Consider the following 23,099-nt stretch of genomic DNA (forward strand, 5'->3'; position numbering starts at 1 on the left):
GCACAAAAAGGCCGGTGGCTTCCGAAGAAACCACCGGCCTTGCTTTACTGCTGGCGAAAAGCGCCGACTCTTACCTTAGTCGACCAGCACGCACCGCTCGTTGAGCAGGTCGTCCTCTACGCTCTTGTACTTCACGTCGCGCACGATGCGGCCGTCCATGTACTGCACGTTCACCTTGTCGTTGCGGTTGGCCACTTTCTGACTGCGTATAGGCACCTGCTTTTCGGCTACCGGCATGTCTTCGGGCCCAATGTCCTCGGGGCCCGCGCCAAGCGACACAGAAGAAACTTCTTTCTGCGCCTTCAGCTTGGGTGCGGGAGCTGGGGCCGGCAGCTCATCCTCCACGAAGTACTCTACCTCGTCGGTGTGGCCGGCTTCCTGGTTCATCGGAATGTCGGCCTTGAAGAGGAAGGATACAGTTTCCTCGTTCACTTTGCCAATCATCTGCTTGAAGAGCTCAAACGACTCGAACTTGTACACCAGCAGCGGGTCCTTCTGCTCGTACACGGCGTTTTGCACCACTTGCTTCAGGTCGTCCATGGCACGCAGGTGCTTGGTCCAGGCCTCGTCGATGATGGCCAGCACCACGACTTTTTCCATGCCCCGGATGGCCTCGTGGCCGCCGTTGGCCTGGGCCTTGCGCAGGTTGGCGACGGCCGTTACCTGTTTGCGGCCGTCGGTGAAGGGAATGGCAATATTCTCGTAAGGAGCGTTATTGGCCAGCAAGTCGTTCACCAGGGGCAGGGTGTTACCGGCAATGTGCTCGTTCTTGCTCTGGTAGTAGCCCATGGCCTCGTCGTAGAGCTTCTGCACCAGGGCCGGAACCTGCAGCGAGCCGAATACCTGCGGGGTAATGTAGGTATCGTAGCCAAATACGCGGATGATGGCCAGCTTGAAGTCTTCGTAGTCGCCCGACACCTTGTGGCCCGTTACGATGTCTTCGCAGACGTCGTAAATCATGTTCCAGATGTCCAGTTCCAAACGCTCCCCGAAGAGGGCGTTGCGGCGGCGCTTGTACACCACCTCGCGCTGGGCGTTCATCACGTCGTCGTACTCGAGCAGGCGCTTACGGGTGCCGAAGTTGTTTTCCTCGACTTTCTTCTGGGCCCGCTCGATGCTGCTCGTAATCATCGAATGCTGAATCACTTCGCCCTCTTCCAGGCCCATGCGGTCCATGAGCTTGGCAATGCGGTCGGAGCCGAACAGGCGCATCAGGTTGTCTTCCAACGACACGAAGAACTGCGAAGAGCCCGGGTCGCCCTGGCGGCCGGCGCGGCCCCGCAGCTGCCGGTCCACGCGGCGGCTTTCGTGGCGCTCGGTACCGATGATGGCCAAACCACCCGACTCTTTCGAGGTTTCGCGCAGCTTGATGTCGGTACCCCGGCCGGCCATGTTGGTGGCAATGGTCACGGTACCGGGGTAGCCGGCGGCGGCCACGATTTCGGCTTCGCGCTGGTTTTGCTTGGCGTTCAGAACCTGGTGCGGGATGTTGCGCAGCTTGAGCATGCGGCTCACCAGCTCCGAAATTTCGACCGACGTGGTACCTACCAGTACCGGGCGGCCGGCTTTCACCAGCGTCTGGATTTCCTCGGCTACGGCATTGTACTTCTCACGCACGGTCTTGTAAACCTTGTCGTGCTCGTCTTTGCGCTGAATGCCGCGGTTGGTCGGGATGACCACCACGTCCAGCTTGTAGATTTCCCAGAATTCGCCGGCTTCCGTTTCGGCCGTACCCGTCATGCCCGAGAGCTTGTGGTACATGCGGAAGTAGTTCTGCAGCGTTACGGTGGCGTAGGTCTGGGTAGCGTCTTCCACGCGCACGTTTTCCTTGGCCTCAATAGCCTGGTGCAGGCCGTCGGAGTAGCGGCGGCCTTCCATTACGCGGCCGGTCTGCTCGTCCACGATTTTCACCTTGCCGTCTTCGGTCAGGATGTACTGGTCGTCGCGCTCAAACAGGGTGTAGGCCTTCAGCAGCTGGTTCACGGTGTGTACCCGCTCCGACTTCTCGTTGTAGTCGGCCATGAGCTGCTCCTTCTGGTGCAGCTTGTCCTCGTTGTTGAGGGTTTTGTTGTTTTCGATGGCCGCAATTTCCATCCCGATGTCGGGCATGATGAACAGGTGCGGATCCTCACCCTGGGCCGTAATCAGGTCGATGCCTTTTTCGGTCAGCTCAATCTGGTTGTTCTTCTCGTCGATGGTGAAGTACAGCGGCAGGTCGGCCTCGGGCATCATGCGGGAGTTGTCCTGCAGGAAGTGGTTTTCCACCTTTTGCAGCACCGAGCGCACCCCCGTTTCCGACAGGAACTTAATCAGGGGCTTGCTCTTGGGCAGGCCGCGGTAGGCGCGGAACAAGGCCAGGCCGCCCTCCCCTTCCTTCACGCCGTCTTTGCCCTCTTTGATAAGCTTGCGGGCTTCGACGAGGTAATTCTGCACCAGCTTGCGCTGGGCGTCCACCAGCATCTGAATGCGGGGCTTGAGCTGGTAGAACTCGTGCACGTCGCCGCGGGGCACGGGGCCCGAGATGATGAGCGGGGTCCGGGCGTCGTCAATCAGCACCGAGTCCACTTCGTCGACCATGGCGTAGTGGTGCTTGCGCTGCACCAGCTCGCTGGTTTCGCGGGCCATGTTGTCGCGCAGGTAGTCGAAGCCGAATTCGTTGTTGGTACCGTAGGTGATGTCGGCAGCGTAGGCCTTGCGGCGGGCATCGGTGTTGGGCTGGTGCTTGTCGATGCAGTCCACGGTGATTTTGTGGAACTCGAACAAGGGCGCGTTCCACTCCGAGTCCCGCTTGGCCAGGTAGTCGTTCACCGTTACTACGTGCACGCCGCGGCGGGCCAGGGCGTTCAGGAACGAAGGCAGGGTCGAAACCAGGGTTTTACCTTCACCCGTGGCCATTTCCGAAATCTTGCCTTGGTGCAGTGCTACGCCGCCAATGAGCTGCACGTCGTAGTGCACCATGTCCCAGGTGATTTCAGCGCCGGCCGCGGTCCACTTGTTCGACCAAATGGCCTTGTCACCCTGAATGGTAACATTGCTTTTGCGCGAAGCAATTTCGCGGTCAAAATCAGTGGCCGTTACTACCAGCTGCCCGTTTTGGGTGTAGCGGCGGGCCGTTTCTTTTACAATAGCAAACGCATTGGGCAGTACCTGCAACAAGACTACTTCGAGCTCCTTGTTGCGCTGCTTTTCCAGGGCGTCGATCTGGTCAAAGACCTGCTCCTTCTGCGTGATATCCAGATTTGGATCATCGGCGATGCGCTGGTGCAATGCCCCGATCTGGTCGTCGATACCCTTCAGGTGCGCATCGATACGGCTGCGCACGTCGTCGGTCTGCTGGCGGAGCTCATCGTCGGATAGCTGTGCCAGTTTGGCATATTCGGCATTAACGAGTGCCACATACGGGATAATCTCCTTCAAGTCCCGGTCCGCTTTGGTACCGAAAAGCTTGGCGACGGTCTTCCCAAAAAAATCAAACATGCTGCTAGTTTTTAACTGAAACGCCGGGGCGTACTCCAAATTTACGGCGTTTTTTGGGAATTCCCCGGCCATAGCGTCGCTCCGACCCTTTAAACGACAAAACCCCGCCACCTCAAAGAGTGTGCGGGGTTTCTGCGAAAGAAAAGATGTCAGGTATTTTAAGGTCGGGAAGGCAGTTTATGCTAGAAATGACGGGCTTTAGGCTTAGGAGGCCACGGCCATCGGCTCTTCCGGCGTCGTGCGGAGCAGGTGCATCATTTCAGTTACACAGCCATGGAGCCGCTGTTCTACGCTGGGCAGCAAATTTCCCTGCTTGCTGCCCAGCACGCTGTATACGGGCCGGGCGGCGGCCAGCCCAAAGGTTCGCATAGAGCGAGGCGTGACGAAGGAGGTATCCAGGCCGCCCATATCAGCGGCCAGCCGGGCCAGATCAGCCCAGGTATAAGAGCCCTGGTTGGCCAAGTGCCACACGCCCCGCTCCTCGTCGATGAGCAAGTCCAGGGCTACATTTACCAGGTCAGGCACGTAAGTAGGCGAGATGAGCACGTCGTCGGCCGCTTCGAAGGCTTGTTTCTGATGGCCGGCTTTCAGGGCGTTGTACACGAAGTTGTACTCATCCCAGGGTCCGAAAAAGGCGCTGGTACGCACCACCAGAGCCTTGGACATACAACCCAGCACGTCGCGCTCGGCCAGGCGCTTGCTGTTGCCATACACGTTAAGCGGGCGGGGCGTGTCGCTTTCCACGTAGGCTGCCGACTTATTCCCGTCAAAGACCAGGTCGGAAGAGAAAGTCAGGAAATGCAGGTCGCGGTAGGCGCAGGTGGCCGCCAGAATGGCCGGGCCGGTCGTGTTTTCGCGGTAGCAGCGGGCAAAGTCTTTTTCGGCCTCATCTACCTTTACGTAGCCGGCCGTGTTGACCACGGCCCAGGGATTGTGCTGGGTCAGGGCCCGCTCTACCGATTGCGGATCAGTAATATCAAGCTCCTGCCGGCCTAGGGCCACGGTTTCGATGCCCCGGATGGCACAAATGCGTTGAAAAGCCCGCCCGAGGGTACCGTTGGCACCGGTGATGAGCAGCGGTTGAACGGGAGGCTGCACGGGCCCCGTATTCAACTCCTGTAGATCAAGAATTTTCATAGCTTAGGTGGTGGATTGGGAAGTGGGACTGAGGTGGTGGTAGAGGAAACGGTCATCCCGTTCCCACCACCCTTTGCCCTGGAGCAGAGGGTGATTGTAGTAACCTTGCGTAGCCAGGCCTTTGACCATTTTAAACAGCGCCGTAGGTCGAGGCTTACCGCCGCGCATATCGAATACGCCGCTTTCGTAAAAGGCTCCTTCCTGGGTTAGCAGCGTGTTCCAGTCGTAGGCGCCGAGCAACGACCAGATGGTAATGGCGCGCATGTCCACGCCTTCTTCTTTGAGCTTATTAGCCGCATCCCAGGCATACTGTACCCAGCGCATCTGTTCTTCCCGGGTGCAGTCGAGGTGCACTTCCGTAATAGCAATCGGAAGGCGGTACCGCTCCCAGGCTTCGAGTAGCAGGTCGTGGAAACCCGCCATCTGCACGAGCCGCACGCGCACGGCTTCCACATCGGCGTAATCCACGCGGGCTTCGCTTTGGCAGAGGTGGTGGGCTGGGAAGTAGTGGTGGTTTTCGTCCAGAAACCGCTCACTGGTGACGTAGTGGTTGATTCCCAGAATATCCGGGGGGCAAGGTGTTGCCTTTAAATCGAGCAGTTCGCGCTGGGATGCGCCGTGCTGACGCAGGTATCCCCACAGCGGGTGACTTTCGCCGAGCCTACCGCACAGTAAATCGTAGGTGAGCCAGCGGCGGTTATTTTCAAACTCGGCCTGCTCGGCCAGTTTAGGCGTGCAGTGGGTTTTGCCCAGGTCTTCGGTTTGCACCAGCAGGGCATCGGGCGTCACTTCCCGAATGGCCTGCATGGCGGCCCGGGTGCCCTTGATGTGGTTGAGCTGGATGCGGACGAAAGTCTTGTCGTCCAGGGCGTGCGGGTACCAGATGCCGTAGAGGCCGCTGAACCGGGCTGTCGTCAGGGGCTCGTTGACGGGCGTGTAGTGCTTGATCCAGGGGTAGCGTTCGGCTACCATACGGGCAAAGCGGGCCAGCAGCGGCACAAAGTTCTTTTTGTTCAGCGCCGTATAGCGCGGGCCGCTACCATGGTGCAGCAAAGTTACAATTGGGTCGATACCCAGCTCCCGCAGGCGGTTCATACGCTCATCGGCCCAGGTCCAGTCGGGGGTATCGAGGCTCTCAGGAGCCACCTGCTCCCACAGGATGGGGTAGCGGAGCTTGCGGATGCCGAGCTCGGCAAACGCGTCGAGGTCTTCAATGCGGGTGCGGTGGCCACTGCTCACGAGTTGGTCGGTGTAGCCATTGCCAACCCGCCGAATGGTACACTCTACTCCACCCCATACTTCTACTTTCTCCATCACAGTTGTCGGTTCGTAGTGGTGTGTCGACCCTGCCGTAGTGTTCAGTTAAGGCGGGCAGAAAACAGGACTGTCATCCTGCGCAGCCCTACAGTCCTGCTTTCTGCGCTGATTTTACTTCAGGACGCAGAAAAAGTGCTGCTTGCTGCGCAGGATGACAGTACACCTGCGGCCGACATACGTCGGTGTATTTAAATATTACTCTTTGGCCGGGTCACGGGGTACGAGCTTCTCCATAATGGAAGCCGAACCGGTGATTGAGGGCTTATCGGCCACTTTCTCGGCCTTATCGGTGAGCTTCTTGTACAGGGTCAGGGCTTGCGCTACCACCTGATCCATGTTGTAGTACTTGTAGGTAGCCAAACGGCCTACGAAGTGTACGTTGGGCGTCTCGTCGGCCAGCTTCTTGTACTTGTTGTACAACTCGGCGTTTTCGAGGCGTGGAATGGGGTAGTAAGGGTCGCCCTCGGCTTTGGGATACTCGTACACCACGCTGGTCTTGGGGTGCTGCTGGCCGGTGAGGGCCTTGAACTCCGTAATGCGGGTGTAGAGGTGCTCGTTGGGGTAGTTCACGACCGGGGCGGCCAGGAACTTCTCGGTGTTCAGCGTTTCGTGCTTGAACTCGAGCGAACGGTAGGGCAGCTTGCCGAACTTGAAGTCGAAGTACTCGTCTACTGGGCCGGTGAAGATAATTTCCTTGAAGGGAATGAAATCCACCACGTCGTGGTAGTCGGTGTTCAGCATGATGCTGATGTTGGGGTGGTCCAGCATCCGCTCAAACATGCGGGTGTAGCCGTGCAGGGGCATGGCCTGGTAGGTGTCGGTAAAGTACCGGTCGTCGCGGTTGGTGCGGGTAGGTACGCGGCTCGTTACCGACTTATCCAGCTCCGAGGGGTCCATGCCCCACTGCTTGCGGGTGTAGTTGCGGAAGAACTTCTCGTACAACTCGCGGCCTACTTTGCTAACTACCACGTCTTCCGACGTTTTGATAACCGGAATCTGTTCGGCCAAGGACTCCAGGAACTGCTCTACTTCGAAGCTGTTCAGCGAGAGGCCGTACAGTTTGTTGATGGTGTCGAGGTTGATGGGCATGGGCACCATCTGGCCGTCAACGGAGGCCAGTACCCGGTGTTCGTAGGGGCGCCAGTCAGTGAAATTGGAGAGGTATTCGAATACGTCCTTGGAATTGGTGTGGAAGATGTGCGGACCGTATTTATGGACCAGAATGCCTTCTTCGTTGTAGTGGTCGTAGGCATTACCAGCAATGTGGTTGCGCTTATCCAGGATAAGCACTTTCTTATTTGAACGCGTAGCAAGCCGCTCGGCTAGTACACTGCCGGCAAATCCGGCCCCAACGATGAGATAGTCAAACATAGTGCTGCGTGTCTTGGTGGCTGAAAAGTGCAGTTGTGGAAAGGATAGTTGAAGGCAATACGAAGGATATGAAGTCTCTGTTCGGTCGAGCTTACTGTTTGTGCTTCAGCTTGTCCTGCATGAGCTCTACCATACGTTGCCAGGTCAGATCCCAGGAAATGGTGGCCAGATAGTCGTCGGTACGCTTCTGCCAGTCCTGGTCGTCTTTTTGAACGAGGGCTTTGGCAATGGCTTGGCCGAATTCCTCGGCAGTAGAGGCGATATGAACCAGGTTCAGGTCGCCGTAGGGGCGGACAACGTCGCGGATAGGAGTACTCACCACTGGTTTACCGGCCGCGAGGTATTCGGGCGTCTTGGTGGGTGAGATAAACTTCGTGCTTTCGTTGTCGGCGAAAAGAAGCGTTGCTACATCCCAACCACATAAATATGCCGGGAGTTCCTTGTACTCTTTACCGCCGAGGTAATGAATGTTGGCGAAGCGAGGCAGTACCGCGGGGTCAATCTTGACTACGGGGCCAATAATGACGAATTGCCACTCGGGATGCGCCTCCGCTAATTTTCCCAATAATTCGATGTCCAGACGCTCGTCGACTACGCCGAAGAACCCAACGCGGGGGTGAGCAATGCTGGCCTGGTCGGCAGGCTCGGGCAGGTTGGTACGGGCCTGGCCAAAGTGAGCCTTGTCGATGCTGCTGGGAAAAGAGTGGGCATCGTGGTGCTGCAAGCTCTTGGCTTCGTAGAGGCTCTGACCGCCGGTGTACACCAAATCGGCCTTTTTAAACAGTTCCTGCTCCAACTCGCGCAGCTTGGGCGGGGCAAACTTGAAAGCCGCCAACTCGTCCATGCAGTCGTACACGGTAAGCAAGGGCTTCAGATGACGCGACTTGCTCAGCGCCATCGGCGTATAGTACCAGAAAACGTACTGGTTGATATTGTTGTCGGCAAAATACTTGGTCAGCAACTGGGCCTGCAACTCGTCAGCCTGCTCTTCGGATAAGCCGACTGGCAAGTGGGCCACCAGCACCTTAATCTGGCCGTCCTGACGCTCTTTGACTTCGAAATGCGCAAATTCCGGCGCGGTCTGGTCGTGGTGCAGAAAAGGCTCTTCCACGTAGAACACCCGCCCGTGCTGGGCGAAGCGCGACAACAAATGCTGAGGCCGCTGCCATACAAAATCCCAATACAAGTGCGCAAAGCACACAAAATCGGGTAGCGTATATGTAAATTCGGAAGAAACAACAGCTGCCTTAGCGGCAGAATTCGGGTTGGCTGTGGTAGTCGAGGAAGCGCGTGGTGGTGCCTCCGCCGGAGTAGATAGCGGCATATCAAAGAAGCTGGAAAGGTAGATGCGCCGCGGAAAAAGTGTTCAACACAAGTCCAATCCCCGCGGCACACTTTTTTACGCAAAGACTTCTAAAAAGGATACATGCTCGACCCACGAGCGGTAATCTTCATATAATACAAGCTCGACACTACCACTTAGGGTTAGGCAGAGCCATAGCTTAACTTATTCGGTATCAGCTGAGTTTTTGCCAAGAATATATTGCAGTTCTACGGCGTCCTGCCAGAAAAAATCTTTGCGTAGCCACTCTTTCCGGACTCCAACCCGTCGAAACCCGGCCTGCCGAAACAGCTTTAGGCTAGGTTTATTGTCAAGCGCCACGGTACAGTACAATTGATGCAGACGCAAAGTAGTTTGGGCATATTCTAGCATAAGTCCTAACGCGCGTTGCGCATATCCCCGACGACGCGCACTTTTTATAATAGTAATCCCAATACCAGCCCGCTGATGCAAGGGCTCAAAACCAAATAAATCCACTATTCCCACCGCCGCGCCCCCGGCGCAGACAACGAGACGCAATTGGCGCACTTCGTAGAAATCAGCGCCGGCGTGCTGCAGATACTGGCGTAGCGTAAAGCGCGAAACCGGTGCCAGCGTATCGGAAACGCCCCAGATACTGGGGTCGTTTTCCAGGGCATAGAGAAAGTCTAGGTCAGACTCTTCCAGTGCTCGTAAGGATATGTCTCCGCGCTGCAGCATTATTCCAGATATAAAAAGCCCCCAGAGGCAGCCTTAGAACCTAAGCGCCTCCGGGGCAGGTGCACCTTACTCAGTCAAACTTCAATAGTGCCGCCAAACACCCGCAACGCGGGGCCGCTGAGGTACACATTGGTAAAGGAGCCATCGGGCCGGGCTTCGAAGGCCACGTGCAAATCGCCGCCCCGGGTGCGCAGGTGCACCGGGCTGCTGGCCCCGCGCCGGGAAGCGGCCAGCGCCACCGCCGTAACGCCCGTACCGCAGGACATGGTCTCGTCTTCCACACCCCGCTCGTAAGTCCGCACCTGCCAGGGTTGGTCGGCCGTAACGGGCGTTTCCACGAAGTTGACATTGGTGCCTTTCTCGCGAAACAACTCACTGTAGCGAATGGCCCGGCCTTCAGCAAAAACATTCAAATCAACCAAAGAGCTGTTGGGCATAAACCGGATAAGGTGAGGCGAGCCGGTGTCGAGGAAAATACCGTGGCCCTCCACTTCCTGCTGCCCGTGCACATCCTGCATGCGCAAGTGCACCAGCCCCTGCTCGTCCACATGGGCTTCGTGGGGCCCGTCAGCGGCCAGAAACCGGGTTTTCTCCTCAATCACGCCCAGGTATTTGGCAAAGGCCACCGTGCAGCGGCCCCCATTGCCACACATTGAGCCCACAAAGCCGTCGGCGTTGAAGTACACCATCTCAAAGTCGTACTCACTGTGGTTGCGCAGCAAGATCAGGCCGTCGGCCCCGATGCCCAGGCGCCGGTCGCAGAGGTGGCGCACGAGGCGGTTGTTGTGCTCGTCGAACTGTTGGGCGCGGTCGTCCAGCATCACGAAGTCGTTGCCGGTGCCCTGGTATTTATGGAAGGTAAGCGTGGTCATGGTCATAACAGGTGCAAAGATGGCAGGAATGGCGGGTTGGAGCGAAGCAAATTCAGGATGGCTGCGGCAGGCCCAGGGCTTTGCGCAGCAGGGCAATCTGGCCGGCGTGGTAGAGGTTGTGCTGCGCCAGCCCGTGCAGCAACACATAAACCGAGTAGCCAGTGCCCGGTTCACCGGCCGGCTCCTCTCTTACGCTGTCGTGCAGCTCAGCATCCGGGACGGAGAGCAAGTAGGAAATCAACTGCTGGTGAGCTGCGCGCAGCTGCTGCAAGGTATTTTCCCACAGTTCCTGGTCGAGCGTGGTCGGCTGCGGGGGCCAGTCCTGCGCGGCCGACAATGCTACCACCCTTCGGCTCTCGACGCGCTGCCGCACAGTATGCAGCCAGGAAGTCAGATGCAGGACGATTTCCCAGATGCTATGCGCCCCGGCAACGGGTCGGGCGGCGGCTTGGCTGGCCGTAAGGTGGGCCAGTGTGGCCAGCAGCGAAGGACCCGACCACGGTTCGCCGTCGAAAGCCGCGCATAGCTGGTCGTGAATGCGGGTGATTTCGCTCATGGTAGAAGGGTAGCTGGTACTGGAAACAACACGGGGTATGGGCTGACCTCAATATACTGCCTTGGGCGGCAACAACCGCCGTTCAAATCGGATGCCCTACCTTTGAGGGGCCGCAGCCCGGCATTTTAGCGCATCCGTATGTATTCCTTTCTGACGACCGGCAACTGGCCTGATTACGAGCTGATCGACTCGGGCAACTTCGAAAAGCTCGAACGATTTGGCAAGCACGTCCTGGCCCGCCCCGAGCCCCAGGCCATCTGGGACCCCCACCTGCCCGCCAGCGAGTGGCAGCGGGCCAACGCTACGTTTACCCGCGAAAAAGGCAGCCAGGAGAAAGGCCAGTGGAAGATCAAGCCCGGTACGCCCGAGCAGTGGATCATCAATTACGGGCAAAACGGGCTCAAGCTGCGGTTTCGCCTGGGCATGTCGTCGTTTAAGCACGTGGGGTTATTTCCGGAGCAGGACCCCAATTGGCAGTTTATCTACGAACAAACCAAGCAGCGCAAAGCCGCCGTGCCGCGGGTGCTGAATCTGTTTGCCTACACCGGGGCCGCTACCCTGGCCGCCCGCGCCGGCGGGGCTGACGTGACCCACCTCGACTCGGTGAAGCAAGTCAACTTCTGGGCCCGCGACAACATGGAGGCATCGGGCCTGGATGGGGTGCGCTGGCTCGTAGAAGACGCTATGAAGTACGTGCAGCGCGAAGTAAAGCGCGGCAATAAATACCAGGGCCTGATCTTGGACCCGCCCGCCTATGGCCGGGGGCCTAATGGGGAGAAATGGCAGCTGGAAGATGAGCTCAACGAGATGCTCAAGCTTTGCCAGCAGCTGCTCGACCCGGAAGACCACTTCTTCCTGATTAACCTCTACTCCCTGGGCTTTTCAGCGTTGATTCTGGACAATCTGGTGACGGAAATCTTTCCTAAGAAGTACACGAACCGCGAAATCGGGGAAATCTACCTGCACGACCGGGGCCAGCGCAAGCTACCGCTGGGCACGTTCTGCCGCTTCAGCACCGGAAACTAAATCTTACCGGGTTGGTTGCTGGCTACGTACCTTGCCGGCAACCGCGCTGCCCTATCCAAGGGTAGGTTGTTGCTATTGCTGCCTCTAAGTATTGCCTGAATGACTACGCCAAGACACCGACGCCTGGCCCTGATTGATATGGGCACCAATACGTTTCATCTGATGATCGTAGAGCTGCCCGAAGCCCGCCACCCCGAGCCGGTAGTGCTGCTGCGCACCAAAGTGGGCGTGCGCCTGGGCGAAGACGGTATCAGCAAAGGCGAAATAGCGCCGGAGGCCTACGCCCGGGCCTTGCACACCCTGGCCGCTTTTCAAGAGGAAATTGAGTTGCACCAAGCAACGGAGGTGCGGGCCACCGCAACCAGCGCCGTGCGCAATGCCAACAACGGCCAGGCCTTGGTGCACGACATTTTCGAGCAGACCGGTATTCGGGTGGAAATTATTCCCGGGGCCCGCGAGGCCGAGCTGATTTGCCAGGGGGTGCGTCAGGCCGTACCGCTGGGCCCCGAGCCGCATCTTATTATGGATATTGGTGGGGGCAGCGTGGAGTTTATCGTGGCCAATCAGGACACCATTTTCTGGAAGCAGAGCTTTGAAATCGGAGCCCAGCGCCTGCTCGACAAGTTCTACAAGCACGACCCGCTCAGCACCGAGGACGTGCGCGACCTGCAGGAATATCTGACCAGCAAGCTCACCGCCCTGACCGCGGCCGTGCAGCACTTTCGCCCTTCGGCTCTGGTAGGTGCCTCCGGTACGTTCGACACGCTCGGCGACCTGCAGGCTGCCCGCGACGGGCAGCCTCGCGGCAATAACTTGCCCCCGGAAACACCGATTTCCCTCGACAGCTTCTACCAGAGCTACCACCAGGTGCTGCACAGCACCCACGAGCAGCGCGTAGCTATGCCCGGCATGACGCCCATGCGCGCTGATATGATAGTGGTAGCCTGCGTGCTCATCGACTTCGTGCTCAAAACCTACGACTTCCTCCACATTCGCTCCTCGGCCTATGCGCTGAAAGAAGGCCTGCTGCAGGAAATGCTGACGCAGTAGGTAAGCAAATCCTGTGCCCTGCTAGCCTCGGCGGCTGCCTGTGAAGCAAAACCTCCCGCAAGGCTGATTACCTATTACTGCAACAAAGGGTGGAGATGCTCCGGCTGCGCTTAGCACGACGCTCTACCCGTTGCCTTTGCCCTTTTCTATGACCCATATTCTTCCCTACAACCAGCTTTTCACTTTCACTGAGGCTGTTTTTCTGAGCATCGGCTGCCCCGCCGAGGATGCTACTCTCGCCACCGAGGTCCTGCTTTCCGCCGACCTGCGCGGCATCGATTCGCATGGCGTAGCCCGCCTCATCGGTTACGTGCGCCTCTGGGAAGCCGGCCGGATCAATGCTACGCCGCGCGTGGGTATTGTGCACGAAACGCCCAGCACGGCCGTAGTGGACGGCGACGGCGGCCTGGGGCTGGTCGTAGCACCCAAGGCAATGACCATTGCCCTGGAAAAAGCCCGGGTGGCCGGTACGGGCTGGGTGTCGGTCAAGAACTCCAACCACTTCGGCATAGCCGGCTACCACGCCATGAAGGCCCTGGCCCACGACATGATCGGCATGGCCATGACCAACGCCAGCCCGCTGGTAGCGCCTACCTATTCCCTGGACCGCCTGCTGGGCACCAACCCCATTGCCGTAGCCATTCCGGCCGGGGAACAGCCTGATTTTGTGGCCGACTTTGCGACGACCACCGCGGCCAACGGTAAGCTGGAAATTGCCCAACGCAAGCAGATTCCCGTGCCCGAAGGCTGGGTGCAGAATGCCGACGGCAGCAGTTCGACGGATGCCAACGCGGTGAAAAACGGGGGTGCCCTGCTACCGCTGGGTGGCGAAACCGGCTCCCACAAGGGGTATTGCCTGGGCAGCATTGTCGATATTTTCTCGGCCGTGTTGTCGGGTGCTAATTACGGGCCCTGGGTACCGCCCTTCGTGGCCTTCCTGCAGCCCCCGGCCGACCCGGTTGGTCAGGGCATCGGCCACTTCTTCGGGGCCATGCGCGTGGATGCCTTCCGGCCCGCCGCCGAGTTCAAGGCCCATATGGATAATTGGATCAGCACCTTCCGAGGGGCGCAGGCCGTGGAAGGCAAGCAGGTTATCATTCCCGGCGACCCGGAACGGGTAATGGCCCAGCAACGCCTGCTGGATGGTATTCCCCTGCTCGACCCAGTAATTCAGGATCTGGAAAGCGTAGGTAAGAAGTTTGGCGTAGCGCTGTGAAGCCGAAACAGACCCGCAAAAAAAGGCTGCCCGTTTTGCACGGGCAGCCTTTTTTTGCGTAATCAACTCTTAGCTATTGAAGCTCAGCAGCGTATTTACGGCTACATCCTGGGCCGTGGCCTGATCCAGGTATTTCGAGGAGTATGATGTGTCGTTCCCGTTCAGGAATAGGCAGGTGCCATTACCAACCGTATCAATAATTTGGGCATACTGGTCCATGGGCAAAGCCGGACAGCCCAGGCTACGACCCAAGCGCCCATTCTGGCGAATAAACTCCTCGCTCACGTAATCGGCGCCGTGCATCACGACGGACCGCATCAGCGCGTTGTCGTTATAGCCTTCATCCACGCCGTTCAGCTTCAGCGAACGGCCGTGCTTACCTACGTACTCGGCCTGCGTCACGTAGAAGCCCAGGCTGCTCATGTTCGACTCGTTCTCATTAGAGAAGTTGGTTGCCATATTTTCGCCGGAATTGTGGCCGTGGGCTACCAGGGTATTGAACACAACTTGTTTGCCGGCCAGATCCAGCACCCACAGGCGCTTTTCCGTGGAAGGCAGACTAAAATCCACCACCGTCAGCAGCTGCTTCTCATTAAGCTTGCCCTCGTTTTTGAGGTTGAAGTAGCCCGTTACGGCCTTTTCAAATACATCGTAGCGTAGGCCCTGCTGCTCTACCTGTAGGTCGCGGTACAGGTCGTGCAGGCGCTGGTCGAAGAAAGCAGCCTGCAGATCTCGGGGCGAAGGCAGTTTGGTTTCCATGCCGGCGGCCGTCGTGTGGGCAATGGGCGAGGCCAGCGGAGTAGCCATAAACAACGAAGCCACAAACGGCAGCACCCGGCGGGTCAGCCGACGCGCCCGGATTTTGAGTCGCTTACGCTGGGTTACACTTGGCTTTTCCATGTAGCTAATCGATTTCAGTTGTCGAGATATAGTCACTATAGAGGGCAAAAGCCCTGAATAACAGACTATACGTAGAAACAGGCCTCGAGGGTGAAAACCACTAGGCCACAGATATACAACGATGACCCTATATAAATGATTCCCCACCCAGGGGTTACGCGGGGGACGACATAATCTTTTTAGCAGCCTAGCTTATTGCTTTATTCCTATAACGCATTACCTTACAGGCGAAATAAATTACGCAAGTAATCTAGTTCGCCTCGCTCCTTTTCCAACCCAATTCCCACAATACGCATGCAAAGATTTACCCTCCGACCCAGCCGTTGGCTGCTGGCCGCACTTTCCCTATTCCTGTTGCTGACCGGCAGTCCGGTACGCGCCCAAAAAGTAGTACTCCAGGGCTTCTGGTGGGACTACTGGAACACCAACTACCCCAACGGCTGGGCCAACTACATAGCCGATCTGGCTCCGCGTCTGAAAGCCATGGGCATTGACGCGGTCTGGATGCCACCCTCTATCAAGAACGGCAACCAGGGCAACGGGTACTCCCCGTTCGACAACTACGACCTCGGGGATAAGTACCAGAAGGGCTTTCTGCCCACCCGCCTCGGCACCAAGGATGAACTCCTGCGCGGCGTGGCCATTCTGCACGCCAACGGCATTGAGGTCGTGCAGGATATTGTGCTCAACCACGTCGACAATGCTGGTTCGGCTACTGGCCAGGGCGGGCAGGACCCGGCCGCCTGGGAAGACTACACGACCAGCAAGTACAAGAACTTCCGGTACGTGAGCTACACCAAGCCCGCCACCGACGAAACGGCCGCCAACTACCTGGCCCGCAACGGCCGCTTCTCCAAAAACTGGCAGAACTTCAACCCCAACCCCGGCAACAACTCGTACTCCGGCGACTGGAACGCCGTGTATTTCGGGCCCGACGTGAGCTACTACAACGGCTCGTACGGCACGAGCTCCAACGCCACGTTTAACCCGGCCCAGAGCGCCGACTACATGCGCAACAACACCCGCAACTGGCTGGTGTGGTATAAAAAGCAGGTCGGCTTCGACGGCGTGCGGCTCGATGCCGTGAAGCACTTCCCCGACTTCGCCATGGAAGACTTCCTCTACAACCTGCAAAGCAATGCCGGCTGGGCCAATGGCGGCACCAGCATGTACGCCGTAGGCGAATGGGTAGGCTCCAGCGCCCAAATGGACGGCTGGGTAAGCAACGTGCAAAACCGGGCCGGCACTTTCGACTTTTCCCTGCGCAACGGCCTGTATAACATCGTTAGCGGCGGCGGCAACTTCGATATCGGTAGTCTGCCGGGCTACCAGCAGGGCACGCGCGTGGTGCTGATCAACGGGCAGTACGTGCACCGCACGGTGCCGTTTGTCAACAACCACGACACCTTCCGCCCCCAGGTCAGCAGCACCGGTAACTACACGGGCTGGAATACGGGCTCGGAGCTGGCCCCCCACATCGACCCCTTCGACCCGCGCCTGTCGGCAGCTTACGCGGCGGCCCTAGCCGTGGATGGTTCGCCCCAGATTTTCTTTGAAGACCTCTTTAACATCGGCAACACGGGCAAGCGCTACTCGCACAGCCCCAAGAGCAGCGTAGACCTGCCCACCCGCTCCGACATCGAAAACCTGATCTGGTGCCACCAGAACCTGCGCTTCAAGGACGGCGCCTACAAAGTGCGCTGGCAGGCGGCCGACCACCTCGTGATTGAACGCAGCACCAAAGCCATCATCGGTATTAACGACAACTTCTCGGCTTGGCAGAATAGCACCGTCTCGTGCGACTTTGCCCCGGGCACCGTGCTGAAGGACTACTCGGGCGCCAACGGAACGGCCACTGTAACGGTCAGCGGCTCGCAGACGGTGGCCATCAACACGCCGCCCTGCAATGGCACTGCCACCGGGGGGCGCCGGGGCTACTCGGTGTGGGCACCGGTTAATATTGGCACCAACTACGTGCGGGCCGCCATGGCTACCACCCAGGAATGGGAGCTGGCCGACGACCTAGGCGATAGTGACACCCGCTCGTTGCAGCAGGGCGGGCAATTGCCGGCCAACTCCACGGCCCTGCGCACGGCGGGCCGCATCTACGCCGATGCCAACAAAGCTATTACCTATACGCTGTTTCCCACCGATGCTACGCGCAGCCTGACTGTGGGCCTCTACAACAGCGCCGGTACGTTGGTCAGCAGCAAAACCGGCACGGGTACCCTGACGGGAACCTACACACCCACGACGGCTGGCTGGATTACGCTACGCGCCAAAAATGCTGTATCGACCAACCCGGCTCAGCGGGCCTTTGTGAAAGCCACATACACGGCCCCCACGGTGGTGAGCGGCTCGATGAGCGCCCGGGAAGTGCTGGCCACCTCGACGCCGACGGCCGCGGCATCCACGCAGTTGAAGGCGGAAATGCAGCTCTTCCCCAACCCGACCACGGCCGACCGCATCGAGCTGGTGCTGCAAACTACCCTGGAGAAAACGGCCACGGTGCGTCTTTTCGACGTGATGGGCCGCCAGGTGCACCAAGAAACGGTACGCCTCTACCCCGGCTCCAACCAGGTACACCTGGTGCCCGCCAAAACCATGGCAGCTGGCGTGTATCAGGTAACGGTAGCTGAGTTTGGCCTGACGCAGAAGCTGGTAATAAAATAGCCGCTTCAACTCAAAAAAAAGCCTCCCCGGTTTCGGGGAGGCTTTTTTTGTTTTCACCCAAGGAGCCGGGACCTACTCAGCCATGGGGTTTACCGTGTTTTTAGCCAGGTTGTTGAGAATCTCGTTGGTCGTTTTCTCTTCTTCCAGCGTCGCTTCCAGAATCCGGGCTACCGAGTCCAGGCCGAGTTCTTTGGCTAAGTAAACGGCCGTACCGTACCCGGCAATTTCGTAGTGCTCAATCTTCTGGGCGCCGCAAATCAGGGCGGCATCCAGCACCTCCGATTCCGAGTTTTGCTGCATCACCTTTTCCCCTTCGGCAATGATGCCCTTCATACCCGGGTTACCGTCGCCATCGGCATCGATGTCGAGCAGCTTGGCTACTTCTTCCAGACGCTCTACTTGCTTCTGGGTTTCGGTCAGGTGCTTGCGGAAGGCGTGCTTGAGTTCTTCGTTGTAGGCCTTCTCAATCATGCGGGGCAGGCCGGCTACGATTAAGGTTTCGGCGCTATACATAGCCTGTACTTCGTGACAAAGCAGGTCGTGCAAATCTTTTAACTGGGCCATGACAATTCAGGTTTTGGATGTGGGGGATATAGATCTGAATACCTGCTTACGCCCTGAAAAACCGGAAGTTGCAACGGCCCAGCTTGCAGCTGAACAGCGGAAAATGGCTTTTGCCAGGAAACCTAGCGCCAGCCCCGGGCCGCAAACTGCCGGCCGGCCGCGGCCCCATCCAGCCACTTCGATTCCAGGGTAGGGCCGCTCAACAACAGACAGGCTCCCTCTCCCACCGATTTGATAATGGCGCGGTACTGCTCGGGCGGCAGGGCCGGGCAGCCCCGGCTGTAGCCCAGCTGTCCGTGCCTCTGAATGTATTCGGGCCCGGCGTAGTCGGCCCCGTGCAGCACGACGTAGCGGTCCAGGGCATTGCTGTTCTGGCCGGGGTCGAGGCCGTGCAGGCGGCGCGACAAACCGTGCTTGCCGCCGTAGGTATCGGCCGTGCGGTAGAAGCCCAGGGCCGTGCAGGCCGACTTGATGCGGTTGGAAAAGCGCCGGGCCCGCAGCTGCCCCGAGCCCCGGCCGTGGGCCACGTAGCTATGGTGCAGCACTTTCTGCTCCCGCAAATCCAGCACCCACAGCCGCTTTTCCGTGGAAGGCAGGTCCATATCGGCCACGGCCAGCACACCCGGGCGCTGAATCCGGCCTTGCTGGCGCAGCGCCAGATAGCCCACGCAGGCCCGCTCCAGCACACTTAGTCGCAGTCCCTGGGCCTCGGGGCCCAACTGTTGGTGCAAGGCCGCTACTTCCTGCCGCAACGAAGCCGGCAAATCCGGAACCGGCGCCAGGGCTACCGGCCGCAGAGAATCGACGGCGGCAGTGGCTACCGCGCGGGAGGTATCGGCGGCGACAGGAAGCTGCTGCACCGCGTGTCCGGCAGCCGTTGCCTCCCGGCCGTTGTCTTCCACGGCTTGGCATCCGGCCAGCACTGTACCCAGGCCAAGCGCCAGCAGCACCAGCAAGGGCTGTTTTACGGGCTGACAACGGTGGCTGATTCGGGGCAGGGGCAACAGGGCGGGCATAAGCAAGCGGTTCATTCTCTCCCAAAGTACGAACCTTGTTTCCGACTTCTCCTGCTTCTTCGACCAGAATACGCAGCGTTTAGAAGAATACGCTGACGTTGGCTTTGAGAAAAAACGGCGTACCCGGCGTGAAGTGTAGCTCGGATACCCCTTCGGCGGCCTCCTCGGGTAGGCGGCTTTGGGTGTCAAACTGGGCCTGGTTCCACTCCACGTTCAGCAGATTCTCGATGCTGGCGCCCACCTGGAAGTGCCGGCGCGTGTAGCTCACTACGGCATCGAGCAAAAAGTAGCCCCGGGCCCGTACTGAGTTGTATTCGTTGGCGGGCCGGTCGTTGATGTGACGGTAGCGCAGACTGGCGCTCAGGCCCGTAGGCTGCTTGAGCGTGAGGCCGCCGATGCTGGTGAACGTAGGCGCCAGCGGAATCCGGTTGGAATCGGGGTGAGCTTCCACCAGGCGGCCGTGGTTGTAGTTGAGGTCAGCATCCAGAAACAGGGTGCGGGTCAGCTGGTAGCGCAAGGCCAGGTCCAGGCCGTAGCGGCGGGTGCGGCCGGCACTTTCGGTAAAGCCCCCGTCGCCGACGTACACCAATTCGTCCTGCAGGTGCAAGGCCCACAGCGCCGTATTCACCACTAGGCTCGGTACGGGCTTGAAGGTGCTGCCGACCTCGTAGCCAATGGCCCGGGGCAGCACGTTGGCCTCGGGGTTTACCACAACGGCCCGGGCATCGTTGGAGTGAAACCCGAAACCCGAGCGGGCAAACAGCTGCACGCCGGGCGTCACGTCGTAGTAGAGATTCAGCTTGGGGCTAACCCGACCTTTACCGGCCCGGCCCGATTGCGCCGGGTCGCGCTGCTCCTGAAAGTTGAAGCGAAAGTAGTCGAAGCGCAGGGCCGCGTTCAGCGTCAGCCGATCCGTCAGGGACAGGGTTTCGTCGAGGTAGGCGTTGAAGTTCTGCTCGTAGACGTGGCCCGACACGATGGTGTCGCGCACCGCCCGATTCACCGTGTTTTGCAGGGCCACGTCGAGGTCGTCGAGGCGGGTGCCTACGCCCAGCACCGAGTGCAGCGTGCGGCTGCCCACCGGTGTGTCACGCTCGTAGGCGGCCGAATAGCCGTAGATGTTGCGGTGCTCTTTCTGCCGAATTTCATCCCCATCGTCAGGGTTTTCCAGGAAGAACGTGAAGTTGGAATATAGATTGAAGTTGTAGTTGACGAAGTAGGCCTGCTGGCGCAGCACGGCATCGTGGGGCAAAGTGGTCGTAAGCACGGCCGTGGCGTTGGTGCGGTCGGTACGGCCCCCTTCACTGGGGTCGATGCTGCCGAAGCGCGAAATCTTGCCTTCCCGGATAGCCCGCTCCGGCACCTGGCCCGAAGCATCCCAGCTGGAAGTAAAATGAGAACCCAGTACCATCAGCGAGGTACGGTCGGACAGCAGGCCGGTGTACTTGGCCAGCCCGTTGAAACGCCTGAAGTCCTGCTTGGCATCGAAGTAGGAGTTGCTGAAATAGTACTCGGTGGCCAGATAGGCGCTTTCGGTGTTCTGGGTGAGCAGGTGCTTGTCTTTGGGCAGCAAATCGAGCAGTACCAGGGCGCGCCGGGTATCGAATTGGCCTACTTCCAGCTTCACCTGGCTTTGGCTCAGGCTGGTTTTGGTGCTGAACTCGCCGGCCCCGGCCGTGGCAAAATCACCAAACCGGGCTGTGTAGGGTCCTTTGTAAACTTTCAAGGCCTCTACCGTTTCCGGAATCGTGAAGTGAAAGTCGGCGTAGCCCTGGCCGTGGGCGTGGCTGACCATGTTGACCGGCAGCCCGTCGACGCTCACGTTGAAATCGGTGCCGTGGTCTACGTCGAAGCCCCGGATGAAAATCTGCTCGGCCTTGCCCCCACCCGCGTGCTGGGCAATGAAGAGCCCCGGCACGAGCGGCAACAGATCCTGGGCCGAGTTCAGGGGCCGCAGCACCCGGTCGATTTGGGTGATGGTGGCCAGTGACTGGTTCGGGTCGCGGGGCTGCGACACGGTAACTTCCCGCAGGTTCAGGGCCACCGTGGCCAGGGGTAGCGTCACGGTTTGCGTGGCTCCCGGAGCCAGCGTCACGGTGAGGGCCGGGCTGCGGTAGCCCAGCGCGGTGGCCCGCAGGGTGTAGCTACCGGCCGGCAGGTTATCGAGCCGGAAAGCGCCCAAGGCATCCGAAGCCGTACCTGCCGACTGCCCGTCGAGCCGGATGCCCACGCCAGGCAAACGTTGGCCGGAGGTAGAGTCGACGACGATACCGCGCAGCACGGCCGCGCCAGCTACCCGCTGGGCCAAGGCAGGCAGGCTGGTCAGGCTTAACAGCAGGAGGAACGACAGACTTCTTAACAGTGCGGCGCAGCCAAGGGGTGGGTGCAAGGCCTTCAGCGAGGCAAGAGTAGAATCAGGCTTCATTCCTACCAGCGTTTAGCAGACGTAGGAATAGCCCCCCGGCGCCGGGCCAGCACCTGCGCCCGGTGTGCTGCCTGGCTGGCAAATTCGCGCGACTTGTAGGCTTGCCGAACGGGAGATGTGGTAGGCAGCCCCGAAGGCGAAACTACCTGGGAAGGTATTGATGAGTGTTGAGAAACCGTAAGTTGCCCGAAGGCAGCCCCAAAGGAGCAGGAAGTAGCAAAGCAATTCATACCGTCGCAGATGCGCTGCAATGCGGGCATACTTCGCCCGTCAGTACAGCAAATTTTAAGATAAGACGAGCCGCGCGGATAACTCGACGCGCAGTCTGCTGGTCCGGTTTGGAACCAGACTCGGCTTATCCCCGACGGGGCGGCGCATCTAGCAGCGCCCGGTACCCGGCTATTACCGCTTCGTGGCGGGCAGCGGGCAAGAGAGAGGTAGTAGGATAATGGCCTAACGGTACCTGCACCGTTTCGCCCAGACAATGCGCATCCACACCTTTGCTAACCAAGAGCAGATGTTGGGCATTTTGCCCAGCCGTGCGCTTATGAATTTCTAGTTGGTCGCCGTTGCACTGGTCAAAGCAGTCGACCATCAGATAATGCTTCTGCTGGCAGTCGGCGCTGTGCACGTAGGGGTGGGCAGCGGAGTAGCGCGGCGCTTCGGGCCGGTTCACGAGGCCGGCTCCTACCACCAGAAGGTAGTTGGCGAGCAACAGCAACACGAGCCAGAAGCGCAGCATTAGATAGAATCGGAGAAGGTTAGCTTAAGCAAAAAATACCCGCTCTACGGTCCAGTAGGCGGCAATAAGACCAATCAGGACCGACATGGGCACGACCACGCGCTGCTTGTACCAGGGCTTGTCGGCAAACCAGCGGCCCACCAGCAGCCAGGCCAGCAGAATCACCGTTACCTGCCCCAGCTCGACGCCTACGTTAAAGGAAATCAGGGACTCGACAAACATGGCCCGCGGCAGCCCGAGCGAGGTCAGCACGCTGGCGAAGCCCATGCCGTGAATCAGCCCGAAGCCGAAGACAATAGCCACCCGCCACGGGTTGAGCTTGTCGGCCATGATGTTTTCGATGGCCACAAACAGGATGGACAGCGCAATAATCGGCTCAACGATGGAGGCTGGTGGCGAAATCAGTCCGTACATGGCCAGGCCCAGCGTGATGGAGTGCGCAATGGTAAAAGCCGTGGCCTGCCAGAGTACGGGTTTGAGGCGGGGTTCCAGAAAAAAAATACTGAGCACGAACAGAATATGGTCGAGCCCCAGCGGCAGAATGTGGGTGTAGCCCAGCTTAAGGTAGGTACTGATAATGTCGGTACGGGAGAGTTTGCTCACGTCGACATCCAGCACATGGGCCGCGGCCAGCTGGGGCAGCAACAGCGCCAGCAGGAGCAGCCCCGCACCACGCACGAGCCAGGAGAATTGCCCGGAGGTTGCCTTCATAACAG

Annotated in this window: 18 protein-coding genes; 4 read left to right on the top strand and 14 right to left on the bottom strand. The window is 59.1% G+C overall.

The window, feature by feature from the left end; translation table 11 throughout:
• Positions 1 to 75 precede the first annotated feature (75 nt).
• From secA to E5K02_RS11910, 8 genes are all read right to left on the bottom strand, one after another.
• The gene (gene secA / locus E5K02_RS11880; RefSeq protein WP_135395028.1) at positions 76 to 3,477 is read right to left on the bottom strand and encodes a preprotein translocase subunit SecA; all 3,402 of its coding nucleotides are present in this window, start codon (positions 3,475 to 3,477) and stop codon (positions 76 to 78) included.
• A 204-nt stretch (positions 3,478 to 3,681) separates the two neighbouring features.
• Positions 3,682 to 4,614, bottom strand: a complete 933-nt coding sequence (locus E5K02_RS25770) for an SDR family oxidoreductase (protein ID WP_206025951.1) — start codon at positions 4,612 to 4,614, stop codon at positions 3,682 to 3,684.
• A gap of 3 nt (positions 4,615 to 4,617) precedes the next feature.
• A complete protein-coding gene (locus tag E5K02_RS25775; RefSeq protein ID WP_206025952.1) occupies positions 4,618 to 5,928 on the bottom strand; it encodes a family 1 glycosylhydrolase in 1,311 nt (436 codons plus the stop codon).
• 198 nt (positions 5,929 to 6,126) lie between these two features.
• On the bottom strand, positions 6,127 to 7,302 hold the full coding sequence (gene glf / locus E5K02_RS11890; RefSeq protein WP_135395029.1) for a UDP-galactopyranose mutase: 1,176 nt from the start codon (positions 7,300 to 7,302) through the stop codon (positions 6,127 to 6,129).
• Positions 7,303 to 7,393: 91 nt separating this feature from the next.
• The gene (locus E5K02_RS11895; protein WP_240737260.1) at positions 7,394 to 8,488 is read right to left on the bottom strand and encodes a glycosyltransferase family 1 protein; all 1,095 of its coding nucleotides are present in this window, start codon (positions 8,486 to 8,488) and stop codon (positions 7,394 to 7,396) included.
• A gap of 321 nt (positions 8,489 to 8,809) precedes the next feature.
• Positions 8,810 to 9,343: a GNAT family N-acetyltransferase gene (locus E5K02_RS11900; protein WP_135395031.1), complete on the bottom strand. Its 534-nt coding sequence runs from the start codon at positions 9,341 to 9,343 to the stop codon at positions 8,810 to 8,812.
• A 74-nt stretch (positions 9,344 to 9,417) separates the two neighbouring features.
• The gene (gene dapF / locus E5K02_RS11905) at positions 9,418 to 10,215 is read right to left on the bottom strand and encodes a diaminopimelate epimerase (protein WP_135395032.1); all 798 of its coding nucleotides are present in this window, start codon (positions 10,213 to 10,215) and stop codon (positions 9,418 to 9,420) included.
• Positions 10,216 to 10,267: 52 nt separating this feature from the next.
• Entirely contained in the window at positions 10,268 to 10,771 is a 504-nt protein-coding gene (locus E5K02_RS11910) for a DinB family protein (protein ID WP_135395033.1), read from the bottom strand.
• Between the two features lie 138 nt (positions 10,772 to 10,909).
• Here E5K02_RS11910 and E5K02_RS11915 point away from each other — a divergent pair, with 138 nt between their 5' ends.
• From E5K02_RS11915 to E5K02_RS11925, 3 genes are all read left to right on the top strand, one after another.
• Positions 10,910 to 11,797: a class I SAM-dependent methyltransferase gene (locus tag E5K02_RS11915; protein WP_135395034.1), complete on the top strand. Its 888-nt coding sequence runs from the start codon at positions 10,910 to 10,912 to the stop codon at positions 11,795 to 11,797.
• A gap of 99 nt (positions 11,798 to 11,896) precedes the next feature.
• Positions 11,897 to 12,847, top strand: a complete 951-nt coding sequence (locus E5K02_RS11920; protein WP_135395035.1) for a Ppx/GppA phosphatase family protein — start codon at positions 11,897 to 11,899, stop codon at positions 12,845 to 12,847.
• 148 nt (positions 12,848 to 12,995) lie between these two features.
• Positions 12,996 to 14,063, top strand: coding sequence for an Ldh family oxidoreductase (locus tag E5K02_RS11925; protein ID WP_135395036.1), 1,068 nt, complete (start codon positions 12,996 to 12,998; stop codon positions 14,061 to 14,063).
• Positions 14,064 to 14,132: 69 nt separating this feature from the next.
• Here the strand turns inward: E5K02_RS11925 and E5K02_RS11930 are convergent, their stop codons facing one another.
• Entirely contained in the window at positions 14,133 to 14,963 is an 831-nt protein-coding gene (locus tag E5K02_RS11930) for a murein L,D-transpeptidase catalytic domain family protein (protein WP_135395037.1), read from the bottom strand.
• A 294-nt stretch (positions 14,964 to 15,257) separates the two neighbouring features.
• On the opposite strand from E5K02_RS11930, the gene E5K02_RS11935 reads away from it, so the two are divergent.
• On the top strand, positions 15,258 to 17,636 hold the full coding sequence (locus E5K02_RS11935; protein WP_135395038.1) for an alpha-amylase family glycosyl hydrolase: 2,379 nt from the start codon (positions 15,258 to 15,260) through the stop codon (positions 17,634 to 17,636).
• A gap of 72 nt (positions 17,637 to 17,708) precedes the next feature.
• Here E5K02_RS11935 and E5K02_RS11940 read toward each other — a convergent pair whose 3' ends face one another.
• From E5K02_RS11940 to E5K02_RS11960, 5 genes are all read right to left on the bottom strand, one after another.
• Positions 17,709 to 18,200 carry a YciE/YciF ferroxidase family protein gene (locus E5K02_RS11940; RefSeq protein ID WP_135395039.1) on the bottom strand — a complete coding sequence of 164 codons (492 nt, stop codon included), beginning with the start codon at positions 18,198 to 18,200 and terminating at the stop codon, positions 17,709 to 17,711.
• A gap of 122 nt (positions 18,201 to 18,322) precedes the next feature.
• Positions 18,323 to 19,231 (bottom strand): murein L,D-transpeptidase catalytic domain family protein, encoded by a 909-nt coding sequence (locus E5K02_RS11945; protein WP_135395040.1) that lies wholly within the window; start codon positions 19,229 to 19,231, stop codon positions 18,323 to 18,325.
• Positions 19,232 to 19,295: 64 nt separating this feature from the next.
• Positions 19,296 to 21,641, bottom strand: a complete 2,346-nt coding sequence (locus E5K02_RS11950) for a TonB-dependent receptor (RefSeq protein ID WP_135395041.1) — start codon at positions 21,639 to 21,641, stop codon at positions 19,296 to 19,298.
• Positions 21,642 to 21,996: 355 nt separating this feature from the next.
• Complete coding sequence (locus tag E5K02_RS11955; protein ID WP_135395042.1) at positions 21,997 to 22,383, bottom strand: hypothetical protein; 387 nt, start codon at positions 22,381 to 22,383, stop codon at positions 21,997 to 21,999.
• Between the two features lie 24 nt (positions 22,384 to 22,407).
• Entirely contained in the window at positions 22,408 to 23,094 is a 687-nt protein-coding gene (locus tag E5K02_RS11960) for a HupE/UreJ family protein (RefSeq protein WP_240737261.1), read from the bottom strand.
• Between the last annotated feature and the right edge of the window lie 5 nt (positions 23,095 to 23,099).

It is taken from the genome of Hymenobacter metallicola (genome assembly GCF_004745645.1).
GTDB lineage: Bacteria > Bacteroidota > Bacteroidia > Cytophagales > Hymenobacteraceae > Hymenobacter > Hymenobacter metallicola.

What these genes read in the sequence shown, in the direction of transcription:
- secA (WP_135395028.1), bottom strand. Translation starts at nt 3,477, where the DNA reads ATGTTTGATTTTTTTGGGAAGACCGTCGCCAAGCTTTTCGGTACCAAA.
- E5K02_RS25770 (WP_206025951.1), bottom strand. Translation starts at nt 4,614, where the DNA reads ATGAAAATTCTTGATCTACAGGAGTTGAATACGGGGCCCGTGCAGCCT.
- E5K02_RS25775 (WP_206025952.1), bottom strand. Translation starts at nt 5,928, where the DNA reads ATGGAGAAAGTAGAAGTATGGGGTGGAGTAGAGTGTACCATTCGGCGG.
- glf (WP_135395029.1), bottom strand. Translation starts at nt 7,302, where the DNA reads ATGTTTGACTATCTCATCGTTGGGGCCGGATTTGCCGGCAGTGTACTA.
- E5K02_RS11900 (WP_135395031.1), bottom strand. Translation starts at nt 9,343, where the DNA reads ATGCTGCAGCGCGGAGACATATCCTTACGAGCACTGGAAGAGTCTGAC.
- dapF (WP_135395032.1), bottom strand. Translation starts at nt 10,215, where the DNA reads ATGACCACGCTTACCTTCCATAAATACCAGGGCACCGGCAACGACTTC.
- E5K02_RS11910 (WP_135395033.1), bottom strand. Translation starts at nt 10,771, where the DNA reads ATGAGCGAAATCACCCGCATTCACGACCAGCTATGCGCGGCTTTCGAC.
- E5K02_RS11915 (WP_135395034.1), top strand. Translation starts at nt 10,910, where the DNA reads ATGTATTCCTTTCTGACGACCGGCAACTGGCCTGATTACGAGCTGATC.
- E5K02_RS11920 (WP_135395035.1), top strand. Translation starts at nt 11,897, where the DNA reads ATGACTACGCCAAGACACCGACGCCTGGCCCTGATTGATATGGGCACC.
- E5K02_RS11925 (WP_135395036.1), top strand. Translation starts at nt 12,996, where the DNA reads ATGACCCATATTCTTCCCTACAACCAGCTTTTCACTTTCACTGAGGCT.
- E5K02_RS11930 (WP_135395037.1), bottom strand. Translation starts at nt 14,963, where the DNA reads ATGGAAAAGCCAAGTGTAACCCAGCGTAAGCGACTCAAAATCCGGGCG.
- E5K02_RS11935 (WP_135395038.1), top strand. Translation starts at nt 15,258, where the DNA reads ATGCAAAGATTTACCCTCCGACCCAGCCGTTGGCTGCTGGCCGCACTT.
- E5K02_RS11940 (WP_135395039.1), bottom strand. Translation starts at nt 18,200, where the DNA reads ATGGCCCAGTTAAAAGATTTGCACGACCTGCTTTGTCACGAAGTACAG.
- E5K02_RS11945 (WP_135395040.1), bottom strand. Translation starts at nt 19,231, where the DNA reads ATGAACCGCTTGCTTATGCCCGCCCTGTTGCCCCTGCCCCGAATCAGC.
- E5K02_RS11950 (WP_135395041.1), bottom strand. Translation starts at nt 21,641, where the DNA reads ATGAAGCCTGATTCTACTCTTGCCTCGCTGAAGGCCTTGCACCCACCC.
- E5K02_RS11955 (WP_135395042.1), bottom strand. Translation starts at nt 22,383, where the DNA reads ATGCTGCGCTTCTGGCTCGTGTTGCTGTTGCTCGCCAACTACCTTCTG.
- E5K02_RS11960 (WP_240737261.1), bottom strand. Translation starts at nt 23,094, where the DNA reads ATGAAGGCAACCTCCGGGCAATTCTCCTGGCTCGTGCGTGGTGCGGGG.